The 22,921-nt window shown below is 36.3% G+C and carries 21 protein-coding genes; 11 read left to right on the top strand and 10 right to left on the bottom strand.

Annotated features, from left to right (window positions below; translation table 11 throughout):
* The first annotated feature begins 229 nt into the window (after positions 1–229).
* Positions 230–709, top strand: coding sequence for a GNAT family N-acetyltransferase (locus tag ACFSO7_RS12265; protein WP_377877596.1), 480 nt, complete (start codon positions 230–232; stop codon positions 707–709).
* A 103-nt stretch (positions 710–812) separates the two neighbouring features.
* Here ACFSO7_RS12265 and pepF read toward each other — a convergent pair whose 3' ends face one another.
* From pepF to ACFSO7_RS12250, 3 genes are all read right to left on the bottom strand, one after another.
* Positions 813–2,600, bottom strand: coding sequence for an oligoendopeptidase F (gene pepF / locus ACFSO7_RS12260; protein WP_377877595.1), 1,788 nt, complete (start codon positions 2,598–2,600; stop codon positions 813–815).
* 160 nt (positions 2,601–2,760) lie between these two features.
* On the bottom strand, positions 2,761–4,362 hold the full coding sequence (locus ACFSO7_RS12255; RefSeq protein WP_377877594.1) for a M2 family metallopeptidase: 1,602 nt from the start codon (positions 4,360–4,362) through the stop codon (positions 2,761–2,763).
* Between the two features lie 52 nt (positions 4,363–4,414).
* Positions 4,415–5,281 carry an alpha/beta fold hydrolase gene (locus ACFSO7_RS12250; RefSeq protein WP_377877593.1) on the bottom strand — a complete coding sequence of 289 codons (867 nt, stop codon included), beginning with the start codon at positions 5,279–5,281 and terminating at the stop codon, positions 4,415–4,417.
* Between the two features lie 303 nt (positions 5,282–5,584).
* On the opposite strand from ACFSO7_RS12250, the gene ACFSO7_RS12245 reads away from it, so the two are divergent.
* The 9 genes from ACFSO7_RS12245 (at position 5,585) to ACFSO7_RS12205 (ending at position 14,603) form a co-directional block, all read left to right on the top strand.
* Positions 5,585–7,333 (top strand): peptide ABC transporter substrate-binding protein, encoded by a 1,749-nt coding sequence (locus ACFSO7_RS12245; protein WP_377877592.1) that lies wholly within the window; start codon positions 5,585–5,587, stop codon positions 7,331–7,333.
* A 107-nt stretch (positions 7,334–7,440) separates the two neighbouring features.
* The gene (locus ACFSO7_RS12240) at positions 7,441–8,370 is read left to right on the top strand and encodes an ABC transporter permease (RefSeq protein ID WP_377877591.1); all 930 of its coding nucleotides are present in this window, start codon (positions 7,441–7,443) and stop codon (positions 8,368–8,370) included.
* Entirely contained in the window at positions 8,370–9,299 is a 930-nt protein-coding gene (locus tag ACFSO7_RS12235; RefSeq protein ID WP_377877590.1) for an ABC transporter permease, read from the top strand. The genes ACFSO7_RS12240 and ACFSO7_RS12235 overlap by 1 nt, the downstream gene beginning before the upstream one ends.
* Positions 9,300–9,321: 22 nt before the next feature.
* A complete protein-coding gene (locus ACFSO7_RS12230; protein WP_377877589.1) occupies positions 9,322–10,338 on the top strand; it encodes an ABC transporter ATP-binding protein in 1,017 nt (338 codons plus the stop codon).
* The gene (locus tag ACFSO7_RS12225; protein WP_377877588.1) at positions 10,335–11,312 is read left to right on the top strand and encodes an ABC transporter ATP-binding protein; all 978 of its coding nucleotides are present in this window, start codon (positions 10,335–10,337) and stop codon (positions 11,310–11,312) included. The genes ACFSO7_RS12230 and ACFSO7_RS12225 overlap by 4 nt, the downstream gene beginning before the upstream one ends.
* A gap of 231 nt (positions 11,313–11,543) precedes the next feature.
* Positions 11,544–11,867, top strand: a complete 324-nt coding sequence (locus ACFSO7_RS12220) for a DinB family protein (protein WP_377877587.1) — start codon at positions 11,544–11,546, stop codon at positions 11,865–11,867.
* Between the two features lie 722 nt (positions 11,868–12,589).
* The gene (locus ACFSO7_RS12215; protein WP_377877586.1) at positions 12,590–13,231 is read left to right on the top strand and encodes a DUF4937 domain-containing protein; all 642 of its coding nucleotides are present in this window, start codon (positions 12,590–12,592) and stop codon (positions 13,229–13,231) included.
* Positions 13,232–13,275: 44 nt separating this feature from the next.
* Positions 13,276–14,157 (top strand): GNAT family N-acetyltransferase, encoded by an 882-nt coding sequence (locus tag ACFSO7_RS12210; protein WP_377877585.1) that lies wholly within the window; start codon positions 13,276–13,278, stop codon positions 14,155–14,157.
* Positions 14,158–14,216: 59 nt separating this feature from the next.
* On the top strand, positions 14,217–14,603 hold the full coding sequence (locus ACFSO7_RS12205) for a hypothetical protein (protein ID WP_377877584.1): 387 nt from the start codon (positions 14,217–14,219) through the stop codon (positions 14,601–14,603).
* A 205-nt stretch (positions 14,604–14,808) separates the two neighbouring features.
* Here the strand turns inward: ACFSO7_RS12205 and ACFSO7_RS12200 are convergent, their stop codons facing one another.
* The 6 genes from ACFSO7_RS12200 to ACFSO7_RS12175 all read right to left on the bottom strand — a co-directional run bounded on the left by ACFSO7_RS12200 (position 14,809) and on the right by ACFSO7_RS12175 (position 21,239).
* The gene (locus tag ACFSO7_RS12200; protein ID WP_377877583.1) at positions 14,809–14,991 is read right to left on the bottom strand and encodes a hypothetical protein; all 183 of its coding nucleotides are present in this window, start codon (positions 14,989–14,991) and stop codon (positions 14,809–14,811) included.
* A gap of 368 nt (positions 14,992–15,359) precedes the next feature.
* Complete coding sequence (gene opp4C / locus ACFSO7_RS12195) at positions 15,360–16,283, bottom strand: oligopeptide ABC transporter permease (protein WP_377877582.1); 924 nt, start codon at positions 16,281–16,283, stop codon at positions 15,360–15,362.
* Positions 16,284–16,293: 10 nt separating this feature from the next.
* Positions 16,294–17,256, bottom strand: coding sequence for an ABC transporter permease (locus ACFSO7_RS12190; RefSeq protein ID WP_377877581.1), 963 nt, complete (start codon positions 17,254–17,256; stop codon positions 16,294–16,296).
* Between the two features lie 153 nt (positions 17,257–17,409).
* Positions 17,410–19,161: a peptide-binding protein gene (locus ACFSO7_RS12185; RefSeq protein WP_377877580.1), complete on the bottom strand. Its 1,752-nt coding sequence runs from the start codon at positions 19,159–19,161 to the stop codon at positions 17,410–17,412.
* An 89-nt stretch (positions 19,162–19,250) separates the two neighbouring features.
* Positions 19,251–20,249: an ABC transporter ATP-binding protein gene (locus tag ACFSO7_RS12180; RefSeq protein ID WP_377877644.1), complete on the bottom strand. Its 999-nt coding sequence runs from the start codon at positions 20,247–20,249 to the stop codon at positions 19,251–19,253.
* 18 nt (positions 20,250–20,267) lie between these two features.
* On the bottom strand, positions 20,268–21,239 hold the full coding sequence (locus ACFSO7_RS12175) for an ABC transporter ATP-binding protein (RefSeq protein ID WP_377877579.1): 972 nt from the start codon (positions 21,237–21,239) through the stop codon (positions 20,268–20,270).
* Between the two features lie 426 nt (positions 21,240–21,665).
* On the opposite strand from ACFSO7_RS12175, the gene ACFSO7_RS12170 reads away from it, so the two are divergent.
* Positions 21,666–22,595 (top strand): cation diffusion facilitator family transporter, encoded by a 930-nt coding sequence (locus tag ACFSO7_RS12170; RefSeq protein ID WP_377877578.1) that lies wholly within the window; start codon positions 21,666–21,668, stop codon positions 22,593–22,595.
* On the opposite strand, the gene ACFSO7_RS12165 is transcribed toward ACFSO7_RS12170, so the two are convergent.
* Positions 22,592–22,909, bottom strand: coding sequence for an ArsR/SmtB family transcription factor (locus ACFSO7_RS12165; protein WP_377877577.1), 318 nt, complete (start codon positions 22,907–22,909; stop codon positions 22,592–22,594). The genes ACFSO7_RS12170 and ACFSO7_RS12165 overlap by 4 nt on opposite strands.
* Positions 22,910–22,921 lie beyond the last annotated feature (12 nt).

The raw sequence follows: 22,921 nt of genomic DNA, 5'->3' as shown, positions 1-22,921 counted from the left end.
TATATTAAAGACATACTTTATAGAACAAGGTAGGATATCATTGTCATATGGAAGATCATCTTACTAACTGAAACAATACTAAACTTTAACAAAGCCAAATGATTAAGAAAATCTATAATTTATAACATCGTAATAAAAAGATTATTATTTGCAATAATAGAGACATTATGTGTAAAATTAAAATGACTATTCAGTTTTATCTGATTATTGCATTTATGGAGGGTTTATAATGGAGAATAATTTAGTTGAAATTAAACCAGTTACACAAGATAACATTAGGGCATGTGCAAAATTAGAAGTTTCAGAGGATCAAAAGCAGTTTGTTGCGAGAAATTTGGCAACTATTGCATGGGCTTATGTTGATCCTAAATTTACTCCATATGCCATTTGTGATGGGGATACTGTAGTAGGTCTGGCTGCGGTTGAATTCATTCCAGAAAATGAAGACTATGATCGACATTGGGTTCCTAGATTTATGATTGGTGAGCAATTTCAAGGCAAAGGCTACGGAAAGCAAGGAATGTTAAAAATTATTGAAATGATAACAAACCAACATTCAGATTGCTCGAGAGTACGTCTATCCGTTGTACCAGAGAATCAAGCAGCCATTAACTTTTATAAAAATATTGGATTTGTTGAAACGGAAGAAATGCTAGAAGATGAAAGAGTGATGGACTACTTTATTAAAAATCGAGTTGCGAATGTTTAATGAATTTTATTCACAATAAAAAGGTAGCCAACTAGTTAGGCTTTCGATAATGAAGTTTTAAAACGAAAAAGGAGTCTATAATTCTCGCAGACTCCTTTTTCATTTAATCTAAAAGATCTTCAAATTCGTTCATTAATTTTTCAAATACATCCATCGCATCTTGGATTGGTTTAGGTGAAGTCATATCTACACCAGCAATTTTTAATAGTTCAATAGGGGCGTCTGTACCGCCACTTTTTAAGAAGTTTAAATAGTCTTGAACTGCTGGATTACCCTCTTCCATAATTCTTTTGCCAATCGCAATAGCAGCCGCAAAGCCTGTCGCATACTGATAAACATAGAAAGAACGATAAAAATGAGGGATTCTTGCCCATTCAAAACGAATTTCCTCATCATGGATGATATCATTGCCATAGTATTCTTGATTTAGCTTGTAGTAAATATCACTAAAGTGAGTAGAGGTTAAAGGTTCCTCGTTTTGGACCTTTTCATGGATGACTTTCTCATATTCGGCAAACATCGTCTGTCTGAACATTTTTCCTTTGAAAAGTTCTAGGAAGTAATTAATTAAATTCTTCTTCATAGCCGGGTCATTTGTTTTATTCAACATATGGTACATGAGAAGAACTTCATTCACTGTTGAAGCAACTTCAGCCACAAAGATTACATATTGCGCATATAAATAAGGGTTCTCCCGATCACTGTAATAGCTATGAAGGGCGTGCCCCATCTCATGGGAAAGTGTAAAAAGACTATCTAAATCGTTTCGGTGATTGAGTAACACATATGGGTGAATACCGTACGTTCCCCATTGATAGGCACCACTCATTTTCCCTTCATTCGTAAAAACATCGATCCATCTATTGGTTCTGGCCTCTTTTAATATGGTGATATATTCTTCCCCGAGGATGGAAAGTCCATCTAACATCATATCGTAGGCCTCTTCATAAGGAATATCTTGATTCGCATTTGGTACAAGTGGTGCATAAATATCGTACATATGCAGTTCCTGAAGTTTTAACGCTTTTTTACGGATCGTAATGTACCTATGCATTAAATGTTGGTTTGCTTTGATTGTATCTACAAGGTTCGAATAAACTTGTACCTGCACATTATTCTCAAAAAGTGCTTGCTCTAGCGAAGATTGATAGTTTCTAACTTGACTGTAGAATAGATCCTTTTTTACATTTCCTAAGTACGTGCTTGAAATGGTATTAATTAAAGACCCGTAAGATTTATACGTGTTAAAGAACGCACTCTTTCGAACTTCTCTGTTTTCACTTGCTACTAACTTTCCAAACGTAGAGCTCGTCAAGGTCAGGGTGTTACCATTTTCATCAATAACAGGTTCAAAAGTAATATCTGCATTATCTAACATCGTGAATGTGTGATCGGCAGAATATAAAAGATTTGTTTGGGAAAGTAATATTTCTTGTTCTTTTGATAATTGGTGAGGTTTAGCCCGCAGGATGTTGTCTAGGAACTTTTTAAAAAATAGTAATTCTGCTTTCAAATAATAAGATTCAAGAGTTTCTGAATCCAATTCAAGTAATTCAGGTATAAAGAAGGAGATGGCTTTTGAGTATTTAACCTCAAGTGGTTGTAATCGTTGAAGCAATTCCTGTCTCTGTGTGTCTTTTGTATTTTCATCATGCAAAAACTTTGCATAAACAAGTAGACGTTCTTGGATAAGGTTAATTTCTGTCATCAGCTGGAGGTACCCTAAAAGAAAATCAGGTCCTTTTGCTATGGTTCCTTCAAACTTACTGATCTGATCAATTTTTTCACTTGTAATTTGATAATCATCTTCCCATTCTTCAATAGAAGGGTATATGTCTCCTAAATTCCATTGGTATTGCTCGTCGATTTGATTTCGAAGCAAGACTTTCATTTCTTCATCTCCCTTTTAAATTAGTCAAGAACATATGAAACTAACTGGTTAGTTTATATTCAATGCTATAACCTAATTACAAGTTCATTTCTAATATAATGTGATGGTATTAGTTTAATAAAAACGGAGCAGGAGATGTTTTCCCTGACTCCGTTTTTCTCTATTGTGTAACCTTAATATCAGTTTGACAATAAAGTTCACTGAAATGGATTGGATTTAAATTTTCACCAGTAATTCTTCGGATTTTTTCATTCCAGTTATAAAGTGCACCTGGTTTAAAGTATTGATTCATGAGCATATCACCAGTTGCTTTTGTAAAAAACTCCGGTGAAATGGAATTCTCAATAAATCGAAGCAATTGAGCAGCCATTAATTCACCAAGTAAGTAGTTTTGGTAATAGACTGGTGCAAGCGTAAAATGAATTTTAGCTGCCCAGTCTGGTTGGTCGGTGGAATCTGGAGGATTGACTAATTGAACTTCACTGACCGTTTTCCACCATAAGGAATTTAAATCTTGATCCGGATTCTCATATAATTCCTTTTCAAAAAAGACAAAGGTAATCATCCATCTAGCAGCGACCAACATTGACAGCTGTTGCAATTGTTCTAGTTCCGGTGAAAGCTCTTGGAGCATTGCATCATCCATATTTAGAAATTGACGTAACCAGCGAGGATCTTTCCCCATTTTCCCAAACATCATAGCAATGGCTTCGGTTGTTAAGGTATGACTACAGTTACGCAAGATAAATGGAAGTTCCGAATCAGCATATTTAAAATAAGCCGCATGACCGAACTCATGTAAATTAGTTTCCATCCAATAGGAAACTTCCTCAAGGTTACATAAAACCCTGACGTCACCTTCGCGATCAATGTCCATACAAAATGCAGTAGGATTTTTCTTCTCACGTGGGAATAAATCACTTTTTTCATATAAATCCGCTACTTCAATTCCCATAGCCTGAAATGTATCAGTTGTCATTTGTAATAAATCTTTACCTCTAAAGAACGGATCTAAATTTGCTTTGTCTGAAGATGGGGCTTTTTGAAAAAATGGATCAACATAGTGCCATGGGCGAATGTCAGTAAGGTCGATTTCAAACTTTGAGGCTAATCGTTCATCTAACTCTTTTTTCATCGAACGATAAGCACGATCGGATTGATTAATTAAATCCGTAAAGATGGAAAATACCTCTTTTTGGTCCAATTCCTGTAGGGCGAAACTCATTTGGTAATAATTCTCGTAACCAAGTAATCTTGCAGCCTCATTCCGTTTTTTAATAAGCTCTAATAGATCTTTTTCGACGACCTTTCCAACTTCTTTACTTGCATACCAAACTTGTTTTCGAAGCTCTTGATCATTGCTGTTAATTAAAATATCTCTAATATCGTTCGCTGAATATCTTTTACCATCCACTTCAGGGGTAAACGTATTAAACAAAAGATTTAAGTCAGATGACCGCTTAGACAAGTCGGCAATCATTTCTTCGGGTAACTGATTATCTTTCATGATATTAAGAAAAAGGAATAGTTGACGCTTTTCCAGTTCAGTTAAGCCCTCTTCTTCTAAATATCGCTTTGTTTTTTCAAAAGTATCCTTTTGAGAAAAGAATAAATTCAATTTTGTATCAGCTTCACTAAGCTTATCTGCCCAATCTGCATCACCTGTAGTTTGGGCCATCCAACTTGCTTCTGTAACATCACGCATTAATACTTGCATTTGATTATTTAACTCTTGTAAAAAGGTTTGTACTGACATACCCATAATTTTTTCCTCCTTTACAAACGATAATTTATGACTTCATTGGAAGAGTTGATTACTTTTGACTTACTCTAACCTCTTGAAAAAACTGTATAATTTCTTGACATATTTCCTGCGATTGATTTAGCACCATTAGATGCCTAGATTCTGGAATGATGCTAGTTTTAACAAAAGTGTATTTATTGGCTTCTTCAATATTCCTTAACTTAATTGAAAGATGATCTTCCATTTCAGCGGGAAGAAATAGAATCGGACAAGTAATATTTTGATAGAGTTCTTTGTAATGTAAACGACAAACCATATCCATAATCTGGACGTTTATAGCAATTGGAATTTGATAAGATAAGCGGTTGTCTTCGTCTTGATAAATAGATACAAACTTAAACCATTCTTCGAAATAATTCTCCCAAAGGGATTCAGGAAATACACTTTCAACATATTCTAATAATTCTTTTTTGGAAGAGAAGCTTTTAATTTGTCTATTTTTGAATTCTTCTAAAACTTCTTCTTTCGTTTTATTTCTTTCTCCCTCGGGACCGATGTAATCAATCATGCCAGAGTCAATATTCGTAAGAGAAATGATATGTTCTGGATAAATAGCTGCAAAGGCAGTCGCAATATCGCCTCCTAATGAATTCCCTACCAAATGAGCTTTTTGGATTTCTAAATTTTCCATAACATCTTTGATATCTCTACATTGAGACTCAATGTCATAACCACTAACAGCTTTATCCGATTCACCATGGCCTCTTAAATCCATTGAAATGACATGGTACTCCTTTTCGAACAATGGGAGTGCCTTCTCCCATATTTTCGATGTGCTTCCTTGTGGGTGTAAAAAAAGGATAGCTTCTCCCGATGTATTACCACCCTCATAAACTTGTATTTTTATTTTATTTGCATCGATTTTCCTGCTAATCATAAATACCACCTCTAATTGATTAATGATTCCTTTTTCTTTATAGCATAAATAAACTAGTTGGTCACCTTATTATTTAAGAATAATGCATGCTTTAAAATCAACTAAACAAAAAAAATAGAAAAATTTATTGTAATTTATATTTTGCTCCTTTAAAATTAAACTGACCATACAGTTTTTTAAACAAACTGTCTTCGGTTAGATAAGGTGGGTGATATTGAAAATTTATATTTTTTTGTAATGATGATTCTGAAAATTTGAATTACAAGAAAACTAGAAACAATATTCCGAACAGGGGGGTTTATGATGAAAAAAAGATTACATGTTTTCCTGACAGTTCTTTTTGCTTTCATGTTAGTATTATCGGGCTGTACAACGACTACTAATCAATCGAAAGATAAAAAAGACAATAATGATTCAGGAGAAGAAGCGTCAGGAAAGAAAGTTCTTCGCACAAATAACCATTCAGAGCCAGGGGCTTTGCATCCAGGATTGGCCGAAGGTACACATGATTCTTGGATCGTCGATCATGTATTTGAAGGCTTAACAACAAAAGCTCCAGATGGAACAATTGTGCCAGGGATGGCTGAAAGTTGGGAGCCAAGTGAAGATGGTTTAACATGGACATTCCATTTAAAGGAAGGAATGACGTGGTCTAATGGTGAGCCATTAACAGCTCAAGATTTTGAATATGCTTGGAAATTTGCTTTAGATCCAAACACAGCTTCTACATATGCTTACCAATTTTATTATTTAGCAGGTGCACAGGATTACAATAATATTGGAGCAGATGTTTTAGCTAAATACAACGAAGAAGTTGCTAAAGCTGAAGCGGAAGGTAAAGAACCTCCAGCAAAGCCAGTGATTTCTGAAGATCAATTAGGACCAGCAAGAGATAAAGTTGGAGTAAAGGCTTTAGACGATAAGACTCTTGAAGTAAAATTGTTACAAGCTACTCCTTATTTCTTAGACTTAACTTCTTTCCGCACGTACTTCCCAATTAATAAGAAGCTGGCAGAAAGTAACCCAGATTGGTACAAAGAAGCGTCAACTTTTGTTTCCAATGGTCCATTTAAATTAACGGAGTGGAAACATAAAGAAACGATCACTCTTTCAAAAAATGAAAAGTACTATGATGCAGCTAGCATAAAACTAGACGAGGTACTTTTATACATTCTTGAAGACCAAAATACAGCATGGCAAATGTATGAAACTGGAGATATCGATTTATTAGATGATCTACCAGCAGAAGTAACTGGAAAGCTACTTGCTGAACAACGTGCTGATTTCCATAACGCGGCTGAACTGTCTACTTACTATTATAATTTAAACTCAGATGTTAAACCTTTTAATAATCCAAAGGTGCGTAAAGCATTTTCGATGGCAATCGACCGCAAAACAATTACTGAACACGTTTCTCAAGGTGGGCAAATGCCTGCTTACGGTGTCATTCCTCCAGGTATGCCAGATGTAACAGGTGACTTTAGAGAAAATGCAGGTGCACTATTCGAAGAGAATGTTGAAGAAGCGAAGAAGCTACTTGCTGAAGGGCTAGCGGAGGAAGGATTGAAGAAACTTCCAGAAGTAACCTTACTTTATAATACAAGTGAAGTTCACAAGGTAATCGCTGAGGCGATTCAAGAAATGTGGCGCAAAAATTTAGGTGTTGATAACCTAAAGTTAGAAAACGTAGAATTCCAGGTTAAACTAGACCGTGAAAAATCAGGTGACTTTATGATTAGTCGTGCTGGTTGGGTAGGAGACTATGTTGATCCAATGACATACTTAGACCTTTGGTTAACGGATGGACCATATAATGATGTTAACTACAGCAACCGTGAATATGATGCGCTTGTAAACAAAGCAAAAACAGTAATGGATCCAGAAATTCGTATGGATGCCATGCATAAAGCCGAAGAAATTCTAATGAATGATATGCCAATTGTGCCAATTTACTATTATACTCGACCGCATGTTTATAAAGAAAATGTAACAGGAATTTTCTCATTAATTAATCGTCAGCCATCATTTAAATACGCTGACATCCAAAATTAAAGTTTTTTGGTCTGGGTATGCGCTAACCTGCGCATACCCGATCTTTTAAAGTGAAGAGATACTTGTGTAGACTCTTCATATTTTGTTTATAAAAGGGGGGTCTCATCATGATTAGCTTTATCGTAAAACGCTTTCTGTGGGCGTTGGTCACTATATGGGCGATTATAAGCATTACTTTTATCGTTATGCATTCTGTTCCAGGCGATCCATTTGCAAGAGAAGGGACCATGCCTGAATCAGTCTATCAAAATCTTAGATCTTTTTATAATTTAGATGAACCTAGAATTGTTCAATATGGGCTATACCTAAAACAAATTGCTCAATTTGATTTTGGCCCATCACTAAAGTCACAAACGTTAACCGTTAATGACTATATTGAAAAGGGATTTCCTGTTTCCCTGCAACTTGGTTTACAAGCCCTGCTTGTGGCCGTGATATTTGGAGTTATTCTAGGTGTGATTGCTGCGTTTAACCGAAATAAGTGGCCGGATTACCTTGCTATGGTTCTAGCAATTATCGGAATCTCTGTACCTAGCTTTATCTTAGCCTATGTCCTTATTAATTATTTGGCTGTTGAATGGCGACTACTTCCAGTAGCAACATGGCAATCAATGAAACACACGATCCTTCCAACTATTTCATTAGCGATGCTGCCGATGGCTTATATTGCACGTCTTATGAGATCTAGTATGCTGGAAGTATTAAATCAAGATTATATGGTAACCGCAAAATCGAAAGGATTAAATAGAGGTTTTATTTTATTAAAATATGGTTTAAGAAATGCTATTTTACCAGTTGTTACGGTACTCGGGATCATTGCGGCGAATCTAGTGACAGGTAGTTTTATTGTTGAAAGTATTTTTGGTGTACCTGGAATCGGTGAAATGTTTGTTAAAGGAATCTTCAATCGAGATTACCCAGTTATTTTAGGTTCGACTATTTTTTATAGTATGATTTTAATTTTCCTTATCCTTATTGTGGATATTGCGTACACTTGGATTGACCCTAGAATTAAACTTACGGGGGAGAGTAAATAATGGCAAAAGAATTACATTTTACAGATGATTTGTTTACTCCTGCAGCCGATAATTTTAAAGAATCGGAAAAAATCGCTAAACCAAGTATCTCGTACTGGAGAGACACTTGGAGGCGCTTAAAAGAAAATAAATTAGCGATGTTTGGGCTTATCGTTATTGTCCTATTAGTGATTATGGCTATTGTTGGCCCTTATTTAAGCGGTTACACGTATTATGAACAAGATTTTAGTAGAAAGAATTTAAGGCCAAACGCGGAGCATTGGTTCGGTACGGATTCATCTGGCCGTGATCTTTTTACACGCGCGTGGTATGGAGCGAGAATTTCTTTATTTATTGGTTTAATGGCGGCTGCCATTGATTTTGTTATTGGTGTTATTTACGGCGGTGTTTCAGCTATTCGAGGTGGAAAAGTGGATAACTTTATGATGCGCTTTGCTGAAGTTTTATATGCTATCCCTTATCTATTAATGGTTATTTTAATGATGATTGTTTTAGAGAGAGGAATTTGGCCAATCATTATCGCGATGACGATAACCGGGTGGATTCCAATGGCCCGCCTTATTCGAGGACAAGTTTTACAATTAAAAGAGCTTGACTATGTTCATGCGGCTAACGCCATGGGAGCACCAACAAGTTGGAAGCTTCGCAAACACATGGTACCTAATACTATGGGACCTATACTGGTGAACCTTACATTAACTGTACCGACCGCCATCTTTGCCGAAGCAACTTTAAGTTTTCTAGGGTTGGGTATTCCAGCTCCGCAAGCTAGCTGGGGAACAATGGCTAGTGATGCTGTAGGTAGTATATTAGTAGGGAATTTCTATCAATTAGCCATTCCAGCTCTATTAATCTCGCTCACAATGTTAGCCTTTAATGTACTTGGTGATGGATTAAGAGATGCGCTTGATCCTAAATTGAGAAAATAAAAATAGGTGTGAGGTGAGAAAAATGAAGGAAAATTTATTACAAGTAGAAAATTTGCATGTCAGCTTTAATACTTATGGCGGAGAGGTAAAAGCAGTTAGGGGTATTAACTTTACTGTTAATAAAGGAGAAGCTGTTGCTATTGTAGGAGAGTCAGGATGTGGAAAGAGTGTTACGGCTAAAAGCATTATGAAGCTACTTCCTACCCCGCCAACAGAATATAAATCCGGTAAAATTATCTTCAATGGTCAGAATCTCTTAGAGGCAAAAGAATCGGAGATGAAACAGATTCGGGGAAATAAAATCAGTATGATTTTCCAGGATCCGATGTCATCCCTTAATCCAACTAGTAGAATTGGTGATCAATTAACAGAGGGATTAATCAAGCATAAAAAGCTATCACGAAATGTGGCCAAGCAGCATGCTATTCAATTATTGGAAAGAGTAGGTATTCCTCAAGCAGGGAGCCGCCTGAAACATTACCCGCACGAATTTTCTGGTGGAATGAGACAAAGGGTAATGATTGCAATGGCTTTAGCTTGTGATCCGGAGTTAATAATTGCGGATGAACCGACAACTGCCCTGGACGTGACGATACAAGCTCAAATTTTAAATTTAATGAAGCGGCTTCAAAAAGAAACTGAAACTTCAATTATCTTAATCACACATGACTTAGGAGTGGTGGCAGAAGTCTGCGATAAAGTTATCGTCATGTACGCAGGGGAAGTAGTTGAAACGGGAACGGTCGAAGAAATTTTCCGCAATCCAACACACCCATATACAAAAGGCTTAATGAAATCTATTCCCCGTCTAGATATGGATAGAGGGGAAAGATTATATTCTATCGTGGGCAGTCCGCCTGACTTACTGGATCCACCTAAAGGTTGTTCCTTTTTTCCAAGATGTGAACATGCCATGAAAATCTGTAGAGACCATCATCCTGTATTAGAGAGTGTTCATGGCTCACAACAATCAGCATGCTGGCTCCACCATCCTAAGGCACAAGCTGCAGCAGCTCAGGCGAAGGAGGTTAAGCAATGAACGTAAAAACGAAGCAAACAGGGGAACCACTTTTACAAATAAGAAATTTAAAAAAATACTATAAAGTTGGTGGCAAGCAGCTTAAAGCTGTAAATGATGTTAGCCTCGACATTTATCCAGGGGAAACCATTGGTCTTGTTGGAGAGAGTGGCTGTGGGAAGTCAACTGCTGGAAAAACGATTATTCGTTTACACGAGCCAACCTCAGGTGAGGTAGTATTTGATGGAGAAAATGTTTTTAAGTTAAAAGGGCGTTCCCTTAATAAATTGAAGAAAGATATGCAAATTATTTTTCAGGACCCATATTCGTCTTTAAATCCTAGAATGACCGTTGAAGATTTGATTGGGGAACCTCTCGATCTACACAAAATAGCTAAAGGCAAAGAACGTCGAGAGCGAATCATCGAACTGCTTGAATTAGTTGGTCTTAAGGCAGAACACATTAACCGTTTTCCACATGAATTTAGTGGTGGTCAGCGTCAAAGAATCGGCATTGCTCGCGCTTTAGCTTTGAATCCTAAATTTATCGTTTGTGACGAGCCCATTTCCGCCCTAGATGTATCGATTCAAGCACAGGTTGTAAACTTGTTGAAAGATCTTCAGGACAAGATGAATTTAACCTATCTCTTTATAGCCCATGACTTGTCCATGGTGAAATACATATCCGATCGTATTTTGGTTATGTACCTAGGCAATATGGTTGAGTTAACGGATAGCGATTCCTTATATAAAGAACCATTACATCCTTATACAAGAGCACTTTTGTCCGCGGTTCCTATTCCGGACCCATTTGTAGAACGAGAACGAATTGTCTTGGAAGGGGAAGTCCCGAGTCCGATTGATCCCCCAAGTGGATGCGTATTCCGTACCAGATGCCAATATGCAACTGACATTTGTGCCTCAAGTGTTCCAGAATGGCGAGAAGTTAAAAAAGGTCATTTTACGGCTTGTCATTTATATAATGAAGGAATTTAACGTGCTGTCTGATTAATTCTTTAAATAAAGCAAGTGGGGATAAACTAATCGTTTTTCTCCACTTGCTTTATTTATATATTTCCAGCTGTAAGGTCATCTATCATACCTAATAATTCTTTTGTCCATATAATTTAAGCACTTTCTATTCTTTATATCCATATATCGATGAGCATCAAAATGATTACATGTTAATTTAAGAATGTAATTATTTTTAATAGGAGGTAATCATTTATGAATGCTATTGAAATGTTCTTGTTAGACTTTAAAGAGTGTAGAAGAAGATTTCTTATCGTTGCTAATTCTTTTCAGGATGAATTATTAACTTGGAAGCCAGATAAAAATGCTTTATCAGTAGGAGAAACTATTCGCCATGTACTGCTACATGATTTATCTTGGCTAAAGATATTGATAGATAATAGACTACCTACTGATGAGGAGCGAGGTCACTTATGGGCTGAACCCTATACAAATCTTCAAGATGAAATAGAAAGATCGAATATATATACTACAACCAATTTTTGGATTACATACTATCTCTTACTCCCGATGTTCTAGACACTACCTACATTGAATGGCCGCATAAACCAATAAATAGGACTTTAGGAGACGCATTAGAAAGAAAATCTTATCATGATGCTGTTCATACCGGTCAGTTATTACAATATTTGAGAATGTTGCGTTTAGAAGTACCCTTAATTTGGGATTAATAAGTATCAAGGGGGAAGTATGAGTAAATCCACTTCCTCCTTTGTTATTTTCTTGTATGAAATATACTTATTTTTTTCAAGAGTTGCTTATCTAAAAAGATCAATTTCTTATAAACCCATTCATAATCCTCAATTTCAATAAATAGATTGAGTAATAAAATCATCTCATTTTTGTATAACTAATTATTGAAGGAGCGGTATTGTTCCATGGAGTTATTGGAATCGATATTTAGATTTTTTGGTTTTATTACAAATCTTCTCTTTTCTTCTATTTGGCGTAAAAATAAGAAAAAGTAAATGTTACTTTTCAACAACGAAATATAATACAAATTGAATTGCTTTCTATCCTTCGGCAACTCTTGAAAGTGTTGAATCCATCCCTTAAACACAGTGTCACGTCCTCTTGCAAAAGTCTGTTTTTAGTTGTTCTCTCTTCCCAATCTTGGGGAGATCCAAACGAAATGTAATGTTTGACATTTGTTGAGTGTCAGTTAAAATATAAACTGACTGTTCAGTTATATAATTTGGTGTATAAGTTAATTGTTACTCTTTTTAGGAGGGCGAGAAGATATGATTATAAAGTGGATAAAAGTTGAAGTACCGATAGATAAAAAAATACCGTTTTCGCAAGCGCAAGAATTTTGGAATGAATTAAAAAGTATGGAAGGATTTTTAGGGCAAGCTGGAGGATGGAATCAGAATAAGGAAACTGAAGCTTGTATCGTTGCTTTTTGGAAGGATTACAATTCTTATAAAGTATTTATGAACGATTATCATGACGATATTTATGAAAGAAGTAAGCAGAGAGGCACTTTTGATCGTATTACTACATCCGTTTATCAAAGTATGTTTATGATTAATGATAATAATCCAACCAAAATTTTAAGCCAAGCACAAATACTCCGAGTTGCTGAATGTATTGTTCATCGGGAAAAACAAGAGCATTTTACTAGTATGCAAGAGCAAGTCTGGAACCCAGAAATGTCAACTAGTACAGGATTTTTAAGTGGAGTATTTTGTAAAGCAGAAAAAGCAGATACTGAGTATTTTGTTTCTTCCTTTTGGGAAAGTAAGGAGTTTCACGAACAATACATAGTAAATAAATTAGCATTATTACGCGAAAAGTCGCAAGTTAGTGAGGATTTGATAGATATTCATGGAACCATCGTAGATTTAAATGAGGCTTGGTTAGTAGTAAATCCTAACCAATGAAACAGAATTATAAGCATATATCTAAAATTATTGGAGGTTATTAAATGTACCAAATTAAGAGGCTAAAGGATTGTACCTTTACCGAACTAACTACTGCTTGGAATGAGGCATTTTCCAATTACTCTATTAATTTTGAAATGAATGCTGATCAAATCGGTTTTATGGTTGGGAAAAGAGAATTGTCCCCAAAGTGTTCAACAATCATTTTTAATCATACTAGGCCAATCGGATTTATCTTAACAAGCATAAAAACGATAAATGGAATTAAAACCGCATGGAACGGTGGTACAGGTGTTTCTCCACAGTATCAAGGACAAGGAATAGGGAAAATTCTCATGGATGAACTAATTGAAGTTTATCAAATAGAAGGGGTAAAGCATGCAACATTAGAGGTGTTAAAGAATAATGCTGGAGCAATTGCCCTGTATGAAAGATATGGTTATAAAAAAACAAAGTCTTTATCCGTATTAAAGTTAAATGAGAAGAACGAATTGGATTCCATAAATGTTAACGATAATAGGTTTACAATATATAAAGGACTAGCTTCTGATGTTACTAATCTATCATTTTATAATTATCAGGTAGCCTGGCAGTCAAAGGCTGAAAATATTCCAAATGGTAGAGCTGCTATTGTTAAAGATGAAAATGGCATAATTAGTGGTTACGCATTATATACTGAAAACACTCTAATGAACGGGGATCAAAGGATTGTACTACATCAATTTGAGATTAACCCGAGTATTGATGAGAAAAGAGTAATCTTGGAGCAATTGGTTTCAGCAATTTATCGCCCATTCTCAAACTGTTCAGTATTAATCGAAACGGGTGATTTCACATCTTCGACAGAAGAAGTTATACCATTTCTAAAGGATATTGGTTTTTCGATTATTGCTGAACGATACATGATGGATGTTACATTTGTATAATCTTTAAAGCTGCAGACTAGCAGATAACCTTATGGAATATTTATCTGAGGTGGTAGTTCATGAGAAAACTATTTTTTATTTTTCTTATTCTAATTTTTTTAATAGTAGGATGCAAAGGTAAAGATAAATCTCCTGTTTTATACTTTGGTGAGGGAAAGGATTGGTATGGGTTATTTACGTATGTCGATGAAAAGGAAACATCCTTTGAGACATTATTCCTTCAATCGAATACTGGAGATAATGAAAAAGAAATTGAATTTAAGCTACAAGGGATTAAATCAAGTTTAGAAAGTAGCTCGCCACAAAAAATAAATGAAACGGGTAGTTATCAAACGGTAGTAATGATTCATGATGGAATCATTGTTAGTGACTTTCCAAATGAGTTAACTTTAACGGTTATGTATGGGGGAAAAAGGGAAGAGATAACTTTGAAGAAGCAAAATTAAAATATAAACATCTATAAAAAATGGAGCACCTTGTATTGAAAATGATAAACAATCTCAAAATCTGCACACTAATAGAAGTTGGAATTTGAAGGGAAATAAGGTTACTTTTAAAATGGCTCTGTTACACTTTAATGTTGATTTTATGGTAAATTAGAAGGAGGTTCCAAATGTTGGAATTTCCCTCCTGCGCATTTAACCCAAACTTTTATTTGTCTCTATACTTTTCAACTTCTTCTTCTGTGTTTTTATCCGAAAAATGAATATCATTTTTTTTTAATTGTATTCTTATTAAAAGTTCAAGTTTTTCGTTGATGCTTGATACAGTCCATATAACAAAACCTATAATTATGATATTTATTACAACAAGTACAATTCCGAAAAACTCCAAAAAAATCACTCCTTTGATATTTATACAGAGAATTTTGACAGGCGGAAACTATCATAAACCCTCTAATAACGTGTTTTCCATCATTTGATTTAATTCAATAATGCTCTAATCCTTTTTCTTTTACATATATTTTATATGCTCTCCAAGCATCTGTAACAAGTACATTGTGTAGCTAGACAGGCTTACTGCACACCTGCGAAAAGCAAGCGTCTGGAGTGGTTGTGCTAATAGTTGCCAATTGGCCGCATTGTTTTGCTGCTAAGTGCCATCTGCTCCAATTAACAGTACAAATATAGAACATGTCCTTTATTAACAAAGCTTCTTAAAAAAACCTACTGATTTTTTCATCAGTAGGGATTTTTCAAACATTAACGTTTATTACTTTTCGGATCTAATGCATCACGCAAACCATCGCCGATGAAATTAATACAGAGTACCGTTAAGAGAATGGCAAGACCAGGTGGAATCCAAGCAGCTGGACTGTTCCGTAAAATACGTAAACTTTGTGCTTCAGATATCATATTCCCCCATGATGGAGTAGGTTGTGGAATACCAAATCCTATGAAACTTAAAGCGGATTCTACTATTATGTAGCTTGCCATCATTAAGGAAGCATTTACAACGATAGGACCAATTGCGTTCGGAATAAAATGCTTGAAAATAATTCGGAAATCACTTGCTCCAATTGCTTTGGCCCCTAGTACAAATTCCTGCTCTCGGAGAGATAAATATGTCCCCCTAATGATTCTCGTTAAATTAGGCCATGAAGTTAAAGCAATAATCGTTACAAATATCCCAACAGTTACCCTCTCTAATATAGCAACTACTGTTAATGCGATTACTAAGAAAGGCAACATGAGCATAACATCCGTTACACGCATGATAATGGCATCTATTTTGCCGCCATAATAACCAGCAATTGACCCAACAGTCACACCTATAACTAATGTAAATAACATGGCGCTAAAACCTACAATTAGTGAGATCCTTCCTCCGTATAAAAGCCTAGCAAAGTTGTCTCGCCCAGAACTGTCATTGCCTAATAGATGCTCTTCACTAGGAGGATGTTCGATTAACATTAAATTCGATTTAGTCGGATTTTGGTCGGTTAAGAAAGGCGCAAATGTAACAGCTAAAATAATTAATAATAATACGATTACTCCAGCTACGGCCAATTTATTTTTCATAAATCTTTTTAGAGCAATTTGAAAAGGGGTATTACTTTTGTCGGGTTTCTTTATAGGATGGATTTGTGGATCTATTTCTAATGTTTGCTGTTGATTAACTTGCACGTCTTTCACCTCACTCGTATCGGATTCTAGGATCTACGACACTGTAAAATATATCTGCTAATAAGTTTCCAAGTAAAATAAAGAAGCCCAGCATTAGATTAATAGCCATAATGACTGGATAGTCGCGATTCGTGATAGAACTAATAAATAACGTACCAAGTCCCGGATATTGATATACACCTTCAGTAATAATAGCTCCACTTAATAATGTTCCAATTTCAAAGCCTAGCAATGTGACAATGGGAATCATCGCATTACGTAGAGTTTGTTTGTATAATACATTCCTTTCGGTCATGCCTTTTGCTCTTGCTGTTCGTATATAGTCACTAGCTAAGACATCTAACACCTCTGACCTCATAAATCGCATATAGGTTGCTGTACCCGCTAAGCCAAGTGTCAATCCCGGCAAAACTAAATGCTGAAGTTTATCGACAAAAAGTTCAAACCCTTCTAACCCTGGTGTGGAAATGGAACCTTGAGAAGGGAACCAACCAAGCTCGATAGAAAATACATAAATGGCCACTAAACCGAAAAAGAAGCTTGGAACAGCTAATCCGAAAAAGCCGAACGCAGTCGCACCGTAATCGAGAATAGAATATGGTTTTCTAGCCGAGTATATACCTATAGGGATAGAGACAATGATGGTAATAAATAGAGTAAATATCCCTAGGTAAAAAGTATTGCCAATTCGCTCTCCAATTAAATCGGTTACACTTCGTCCCTTAGAAACATAAGACTCCCCAAAATCCCCTTTTACCACGTCCTTTAACCAATGAAAATATTGAACAGGAATTGGATCATTTAATCCAAGTGCCTCTCTTTGTTTTTCATAAATTTCTCGATCGATATTTGGATCAAGTTTACCTGAAAAAGGATCACCTGGTGCTGCTTGAATAAGTCCAAATACAATCATGGTAAGGGCTATGAGCATAGGGATAAAAATGAGGATTCTCCTTATGAAATATTTGTACATTGTTGCACCCTCCATTCTAATAAAGCAAAAAAACCTTGGTCAGCGCCAACACTAGGGGGTATGTGGTGGCGCTGGGATTTAAACTGTTTGAAAAAAGAAAAGAGCATCTGGCGTCATACCGAACGCTCTCTTCTTGGATTCTAATGTTAATTTCTACTCAGTGACATTCCATAAATGCGGATTGTTTACAAATGTATAAGGTAATACTTCAATCCCTTGTAGACGTTTATTATGTGCCCATAGACTGCTTGCAGCGTATAGAATCAATGCAGGAAGATCATCACCATACATGACTTGCCATTCGCTATATTTTTGTTTGCGGAAGTCTTGTTCAAACGCATTTGGTGGAGATGCAGCCTCTACTAACAACTTATCCGCTTCTGGATTGTTCCAGCGTGAATAGTTATAAGAAGCCTTTGAAGACCATAATCCACTTGGATCTGGATCTGTACTGTCTAAACTCCAGCCTGCTAAATATAAATCCCAATCTTGAGCATTCAATTCAAGATCTTCGTAAAATGCAGCCGCTTCCTTCGGTTGACGAAGGTCAATATTGATGCCTACTTTTTCAAGGAATTCTTCAATAATTGGTGCAGAACGCTCACGGATTTGATTTCCTGTTGGGTAGTTTAGATGTAATACCCATTTTGCCCCTTCCGGATCTTCACGGAATCCATCTCCGTCTTTATCTACATAACCAGCTTCATCAAGAAGCTTCTTTGCTTGCTCTGGATCAAACTTATATTGATTTGGACTCTCTGCATCATATGCCCAGAATTGTGTTGCCATTGGTGAGTTTTGAACAATTCCACGGCCATAAAGTAAACCATTTATGATTCCTTGGCGATCTACTGCATAGGCTATGGCTTGACGCACCTTTTTGTCAGCCAATTTCTTATTAACCGTCCATTTCGTTGGGTCAAGAGATTGATCATCTTTTGCACGATGGTTTACCATCATACCCATGATTTGATAACCAAAATCAGGTTGTTCAATGATCTTCACGTGATCGAGCGCTGCGACCGTTTCATAGTCAGCTGCTTGGAATCCATTAGGGTCGGATACAAAATCAATTTCTCCATTTTCTAACAAACCTAAAATAACCGCTTGATCTACAATTTTCCATACTACACTATCAAGGAATGGCTCGCCCTTCCAATAATCGGCATTCTTTTCAAGAATATATTGTTCACCTTCAACCATCTTCGCTAATTTGAAAGGACCAGTACCAATGACTTCTCCTGGGTTACGTGACGGTCCAGCGGAAGGCATATCTTTAATTGGAATATCTTTAAAAATGTGCTCAGGCATTAAATAAGAGAATGCTGCGTCAGCTAATGCTAACACATTCGGCTCTGCATATTTAAACGTAACAGTATGCTCATCTACAGCAACAACACCTTGGAAATCTTTCGTTTTTCCTTCAGAAAACTCTTTATAACCAAGTAATCTTTCTGCGAAACTGGTACGAACGCCCCCCGCTTCAATATAACCAGGGCTAGCAATTGTTTTGTAGGTAAATACAACGTCATTGGCAGTAAATGGCTTCCCATCATGCCATTTTGCCCCTTCTTCTAACTTAAAGGTTACTTCTGTTTGGTCATCATTAAATGTCCACTCTTTTGCTAAGTTTGGGATAAATCCAAGATTTTTATCTTGAGATAATAATCCTTCGTGGGTAAAAGCTAAAATATTATTTTCATAGGAATCAGAGTAAAACACTGGATTGAATAATCCTGCTGGAGCTGTATCCATCGCTCCAATGATTGTACCGCCTTTTTTTGGCTCTGAACTTTTACCATCACTCGAATTTGAAGCTTTCTCTTTTCCACCACTACATGCCGCTAACACTCCTAGTAGTAGAACAAAGCAAAGCATGACTAACCAGCTTTTCTTTTTCAACATATTGCACCCCTTTTGATTTTATAAAATGTTTCTTACTTAAAACATTACCTTTACAGAAACCACCTCCTTATATGTTGGAACAAATGGTTCTACTGATATAAATGGCAGGCGACGTAATGTCCTTCAGAAACTTCCGTTAGTTCAGGACGAACTGCTGCACATTGTTCGTGAGCCTTCGGACAACGAGTTCTAAATGCACAACCAGTAGGTGGGTTAGACGGGCTTGGCAAATCACCACTTAATATAATTTTTTGTCTTCGATTTCGAATATCTGTTGACGGAACGGCAGATAATAATGCTTCTGTGTAAGGATGTAAAGGAGTATCGTAGAGGTTTTTCTTAGGTGCAATTTCAGCTATACGTCCGAGATACATTACTGCAACACGATCACTAATATGTTTGACGACACTTAAATCATGGGCAATAAATAAGTACGTTAGGTTGAATTCATCTTGTAGGTCAACCATTAAGTTAAGTACTTGTGCTTGAATGGAAACGTCAAGAGCAGATACTGGTTCATCACAAATGACAAATTTAGGATTAAGTGCAAGTGCTCTGGCGATACTAATCCTTTGTCTTTGACCTCCGGAAAATTCGTGCGGATACTTAAATCGATCATCAGGTCTTAAGCCAACTTTTTCTAGTAGATTAATAGCTTTTTCGGTTCGTTCTCTCCTTTTTAAACCTGTCTGAACAATTAACGGTTCTTCAATTAGCTCGAGTACACTCATTTTAGAGTTGAGGGAAGCGAATGGATCCTGAAAGACAATTTGCATATCTCGTCTGATAGGACGAAGCTTACGATTCCCTAAATTAGAGATATCCTGATTTTCAAAAATGATTTGCCCCGCTGTTGGATCCATCAATCGCAAAATAACTCGACCTAGTGTTGATTTCCCCGAGCCGGATTCTCCAACGATACCAAGTGTTTCCCCTCTCAAAATATCGAGAGAAACATCATCGACAGCTTTTACATGTCCAATCGTTGATTTGAGAACACCACCTTTAATAGGGAAGTATTTTTTAATATTTTTCGCCTGTAATATGTAATCTTGTTCTGATTTTTTTTCTGATTTTATCTTTAACACTGTCACAAGTAAAACCTCCTATTCATAAAGATAGCAACGGACTTTGTGATCTGATTCCACTTTAAAGAGTTCTGGATTACTTTCATTACATTTACTCATTACATTTGGACAACGGTCTGCAAAACGGCAGCCGATTGGAAAGCTATGGGCTGGTGGAACCATTCCTTTTATCGCTCCGAGTCTATCAACCTCTTTGTCTAAGCTTGGTAAACTATCTAGCAACCCTGTTGTATATGGATGTTTAGGGTTTAAAAACAACGTTTCGATATCTGCTTCTTCAACAATTTGTCCACCGTACATGACCATGACACGATCTGCATATTCAGCTACAACACCCAAATCATGTGTAATCAGTAAGATGGCCATATTAAACTTCCTTTTCATCTCATCCATTAAATCTAGAATTTGGGCTTGAATTGTCACATCTAACGCAGTTGTCGGTTCGTCTGCAATCAGCAGTTTAGGGTCACAGGAAATTGCAATCGCAATCATGGCACGTTGACGCATCCCCCCAGAAAGCTGGTGTGGATATTCCTTCATTGTTTCTTCAGCGCGAGGAAATCCTACAATTTTCAGCAAATCGATTGCTTTCGTACGAGCCTCCACTTTGGACAACTTCTTATGCCTCATCAAAGTTTCGACAATTTGATTACCAATCGTGTAGACGGGATTTAGTGCTGTCATCGGCTCTTGGAAAACCATGGCAATTTCGCTGCCACGAACTTTAGCCATTTGCTTGTCAGAGAATTGGACAAGATCTTTACCGCCAAATATTATTTCTCCTTCATTAATTTTTCCTGGCTTTCCCACCAACTGCATGATAGATAGGGAAGTGATACTTTTTCCACTACCAGACTCTCCAACTAATGCTACTGTTTCACCTGGATTAATAACGAAATCAACACCGTCAACAGCCTTAGCTACCTTTTCCTTACTAATATTAAAATAAGTTTTTAATCCTTTGACTTCTAGTAATGAAGTTTTGGCCATTTTACTTCACCTCAGTATTATTTCTAAATTTGTTTGCTGAAAACTATTAACTATAAACTTAAAAATTCTAGTATTTTTAATGAATGGTACAGATTAATACTTTTGACTAAATGAATTTAATAAACTGACTATTTAGTTTATTTTATTATAATCTAATAGCAAAATATTGTAAAGAAAATTGAAACACTTGAATTATTGAATCGTAATTTACCTATTTTTTTAATAAGTTCAGACTGAAAGGTCTGTGTGTAATATGTTTTGAAATTATTAGTTTTGTAAGCGGAAAATCCTTGAAAAATTCATACAGTAATAATACTTTAAAAGGTAATATAAAATTTGGAAAAGTTTTGATTGAACATTATAGGGAATTATTGCATAATGTATATATGAACATATAATCATATATAAAAAGAAAGTAGGGATCGTATGGGACACCACCACGGACATTCTCACTCCCATGGACATGGGCATCATCACCATGGATCGAACAATAAAAAAGTATTATTGACCTCATTTATCTTAATTGCGACTTACATGATTGTAGAGGTAATAGGCGGAATTTTGACAAATAGTCTTGCTTTATTATCGGATGCAGGGCATATGCTAAGCGATGCAGCGGCACTAGGGTTAAGCTTTATCGCTATTAAAATTGGAGAAAAGGCGAAAACCCAAAGTAAAACGTTTGGATACAAGCGCTTTGAAATTATCGCAGCAGCCTTAAACGGATTAACATTAATTCTAATTTCTATTTACATTTTTTATGAGGCAATACACCGATTCATCGATCCACCAGAAGTTCAAAGCTTAGGAATGTTAACGATATCAACAATCGGTCTGCTCGTGAATATTGTCGCAGCTTGGATCTTGATGCGAGGAGATAAGGATGAAAATTTAAATGTGCGCAGTGCTTTTCTTCATGTGTTAGGGGATATGCTGGGGTCAGTTGGAGCAATCATTGCTGCATTATTAATCTATTTCTTTGGTTGGGGAATAGCGGATCCAATTGCAAGTGTGATTGTGGCAATTCTGATCATCATTAGCGGCTGGAGAGTAACAAAGGCTTCCCTTCATATTTTAATGGAAGGTTCACCTGCACAGGTAGATACTCAGAAAGTCAAACAATCACTAATGGAAATACCTTTTGTAAAAGATATCCATGATATGCACGTATGGTCGATTACATCTGACTTCCACTCCTTTAGCTGTCATATCAGCATCGCTGGAGATGGTGCGCATGATGTCGTGCTACATCACGCACAATCCATTCTCCATGATGAATATGGAATCGAGCATAGCACGATCCAAATTGAAAAAGAAGAAGTCGGCTGCCCAAGCCATCATGGTACTTGCAATTAGTGATGGTTGGAGTGTTCAATCGTTTTCTTTAAAATGTCCATTACATGCTCATCGTCATGGGAATAAAAAAGAGTCGTACCCTCTCTTCTGAATTTGACTAGGCGTAAATTTTTCAAAAAACGGAGCTGATGGGAAACATTTGATTGTAATAAAGAAAGCTTATCGGCAATATCGTTGACGGAATGTTCTCCAGTAAAAAGCAAATTTAATATTCGTAACCTTGTTGGATCTGATAAAGCTTTAAAGGTTTGCGATACCATAAATAATGTTTCTTCATCAAGATCTTGATAATTCGCTGCTTGATTTTCGTTCATGTCGTTGCCCCC

Source organism: Bacillus sp. CGMCC 1.16607, from assembly GCF_042683745.1.
GTDB lineage: Bacteria > Bacillota > Bacilli > Bacillales > Cytobacillaceae > Pseudoneobacillus.
Note: the sequence above shows the minus strand (reverse complement) of the source record. Positions and strands in the feature narration are given on the sequence as shown.

Bases quoted from the DNA above. Each gene is read 5' to 3' on its own strand.
- ACFSO7_RS12245 (WP_377877592.1), top strand. From the start codon at position 5,585: ATGAAAAAAAGATTACATGTTTTCCTGACAGTTCTTTTTGCTTTCATG.
- ACFSO7_RS12205 (WP_377877584.1), top strand. From the start codon at position 14,217: ATGAGAAAACTATTTTTTATTTTTCTTATTCTAATTTTTTTAATAGTA.
- ACFSO7_RS12225 (WP_377877588.1), top strand. From the start codon at position 10,335: ATGAACGTAAAAACGAAGCAAACAGGGGAACCACTTTTACAAATAAGA.
- ACFSO7_RS12210 (WP_377877585.1), top strand. From the start codon at position 13,276: ATGTACCAAATTAAGAGGCTAAAGGATTGTACCTTTACCGAACTAACT.
- ACFSO7_RS12235 (WP_377877590.1), top strand. From the start codon at position 8,370: ATGGCAAAAGAATTACATTTTACAGATGATTTGTTTACTCCTGCAGCC.
- ACFSO7_RS12255 (WP_377877594.1), bottom strand. From the start codon at position 4,362: ATGGGTATGTCAGTACAAACCTTTTTACAAGAGTTAAATAATCAAATG.
- ACFSO7_RS12250 (WP_377877593.1), bottom strand. From the start codon at position 5,281: ATGATTAGCAGGAAAATCGATGCAAATAAAATAAAAATACAAGTTTAT.
- ACFSO7_RS12240 (WP_377877591.1), top strand. From the start codon at position 7,441: ATGATTAGCTTTATCGTAAAACGCTTTCTGTGGGCGTTGGTCACTATA.
- ACFSO7_RS12165 (WP_377877577.1), bottom strand. From the start codon at position 22,909: ATGAACGAAAATCAAGCAGCGAATTATCAAGATCTTGATGAAGAAACA.
- ACFSO7_RS12175 (WP_377877579.1), bottom strand. From the start codon at position 21,239: ATGGCCAAAACTTCATTACTAGAAGTCAAAGGATTAAAAACTTATTTT.
- ACFSO7_RS12220 (WP_377877587.1), top strand. From the start codon at position 11,544: ATGAATGCTATTGAAATGTTCTTGTTAGACTTTAAAGAGTGTAGAAGA.
- ACFSO7_RS12190 (WP_377877581.1), bottom strand. From the start codon at position 17,256: ATGTACAAATATTTCATAAGGAGAATCCTCATTTTTATCCCTATGCTC.
- ACFSO7_RS12170 (WP_377877578.1), top strand. From the start codon at position 21,666: ATGGGACACCACCACGGACATTCTCACTCCCATGGACATGGGCATCAT.
- pepF (WP_377877595.1), bottom strand. From the start codon at position 2,600: ATGAAAGTCTTGCTTCGAAATCAAATCGACGAGCAATACCAATGGAAT.
- ACFSO7_RS12230 (WP_377877589.1), top strand. From the start codon at position 9,322: ATGAAGGAAAATTTATTACAAGTAGAAAATTTGCATGTCAGCTTTAAT.
- ACFSO7_RS12185 (WP_377877580.1), bottom strand. From the start codon at position 19,161: ATGTTGAAAAAGAAAAGCTGGTTAGTCATGCTTTGCTTTGTTCTACTA.
- ACFSO7_RS12265 (WP_377877596.1), top strand. From the start codon at position 230: ATGGAGAATAATTTAGTTGAAATTAAACCAGTTACACAAGATAACATT.
- ACFSO7_RS12215 (WP_377877586.1), top strand. From the start codon at position 12,590: ATGATTATAAAGTGGATAAAAGTTGAAGTACCGATAGATAAAAAAATA.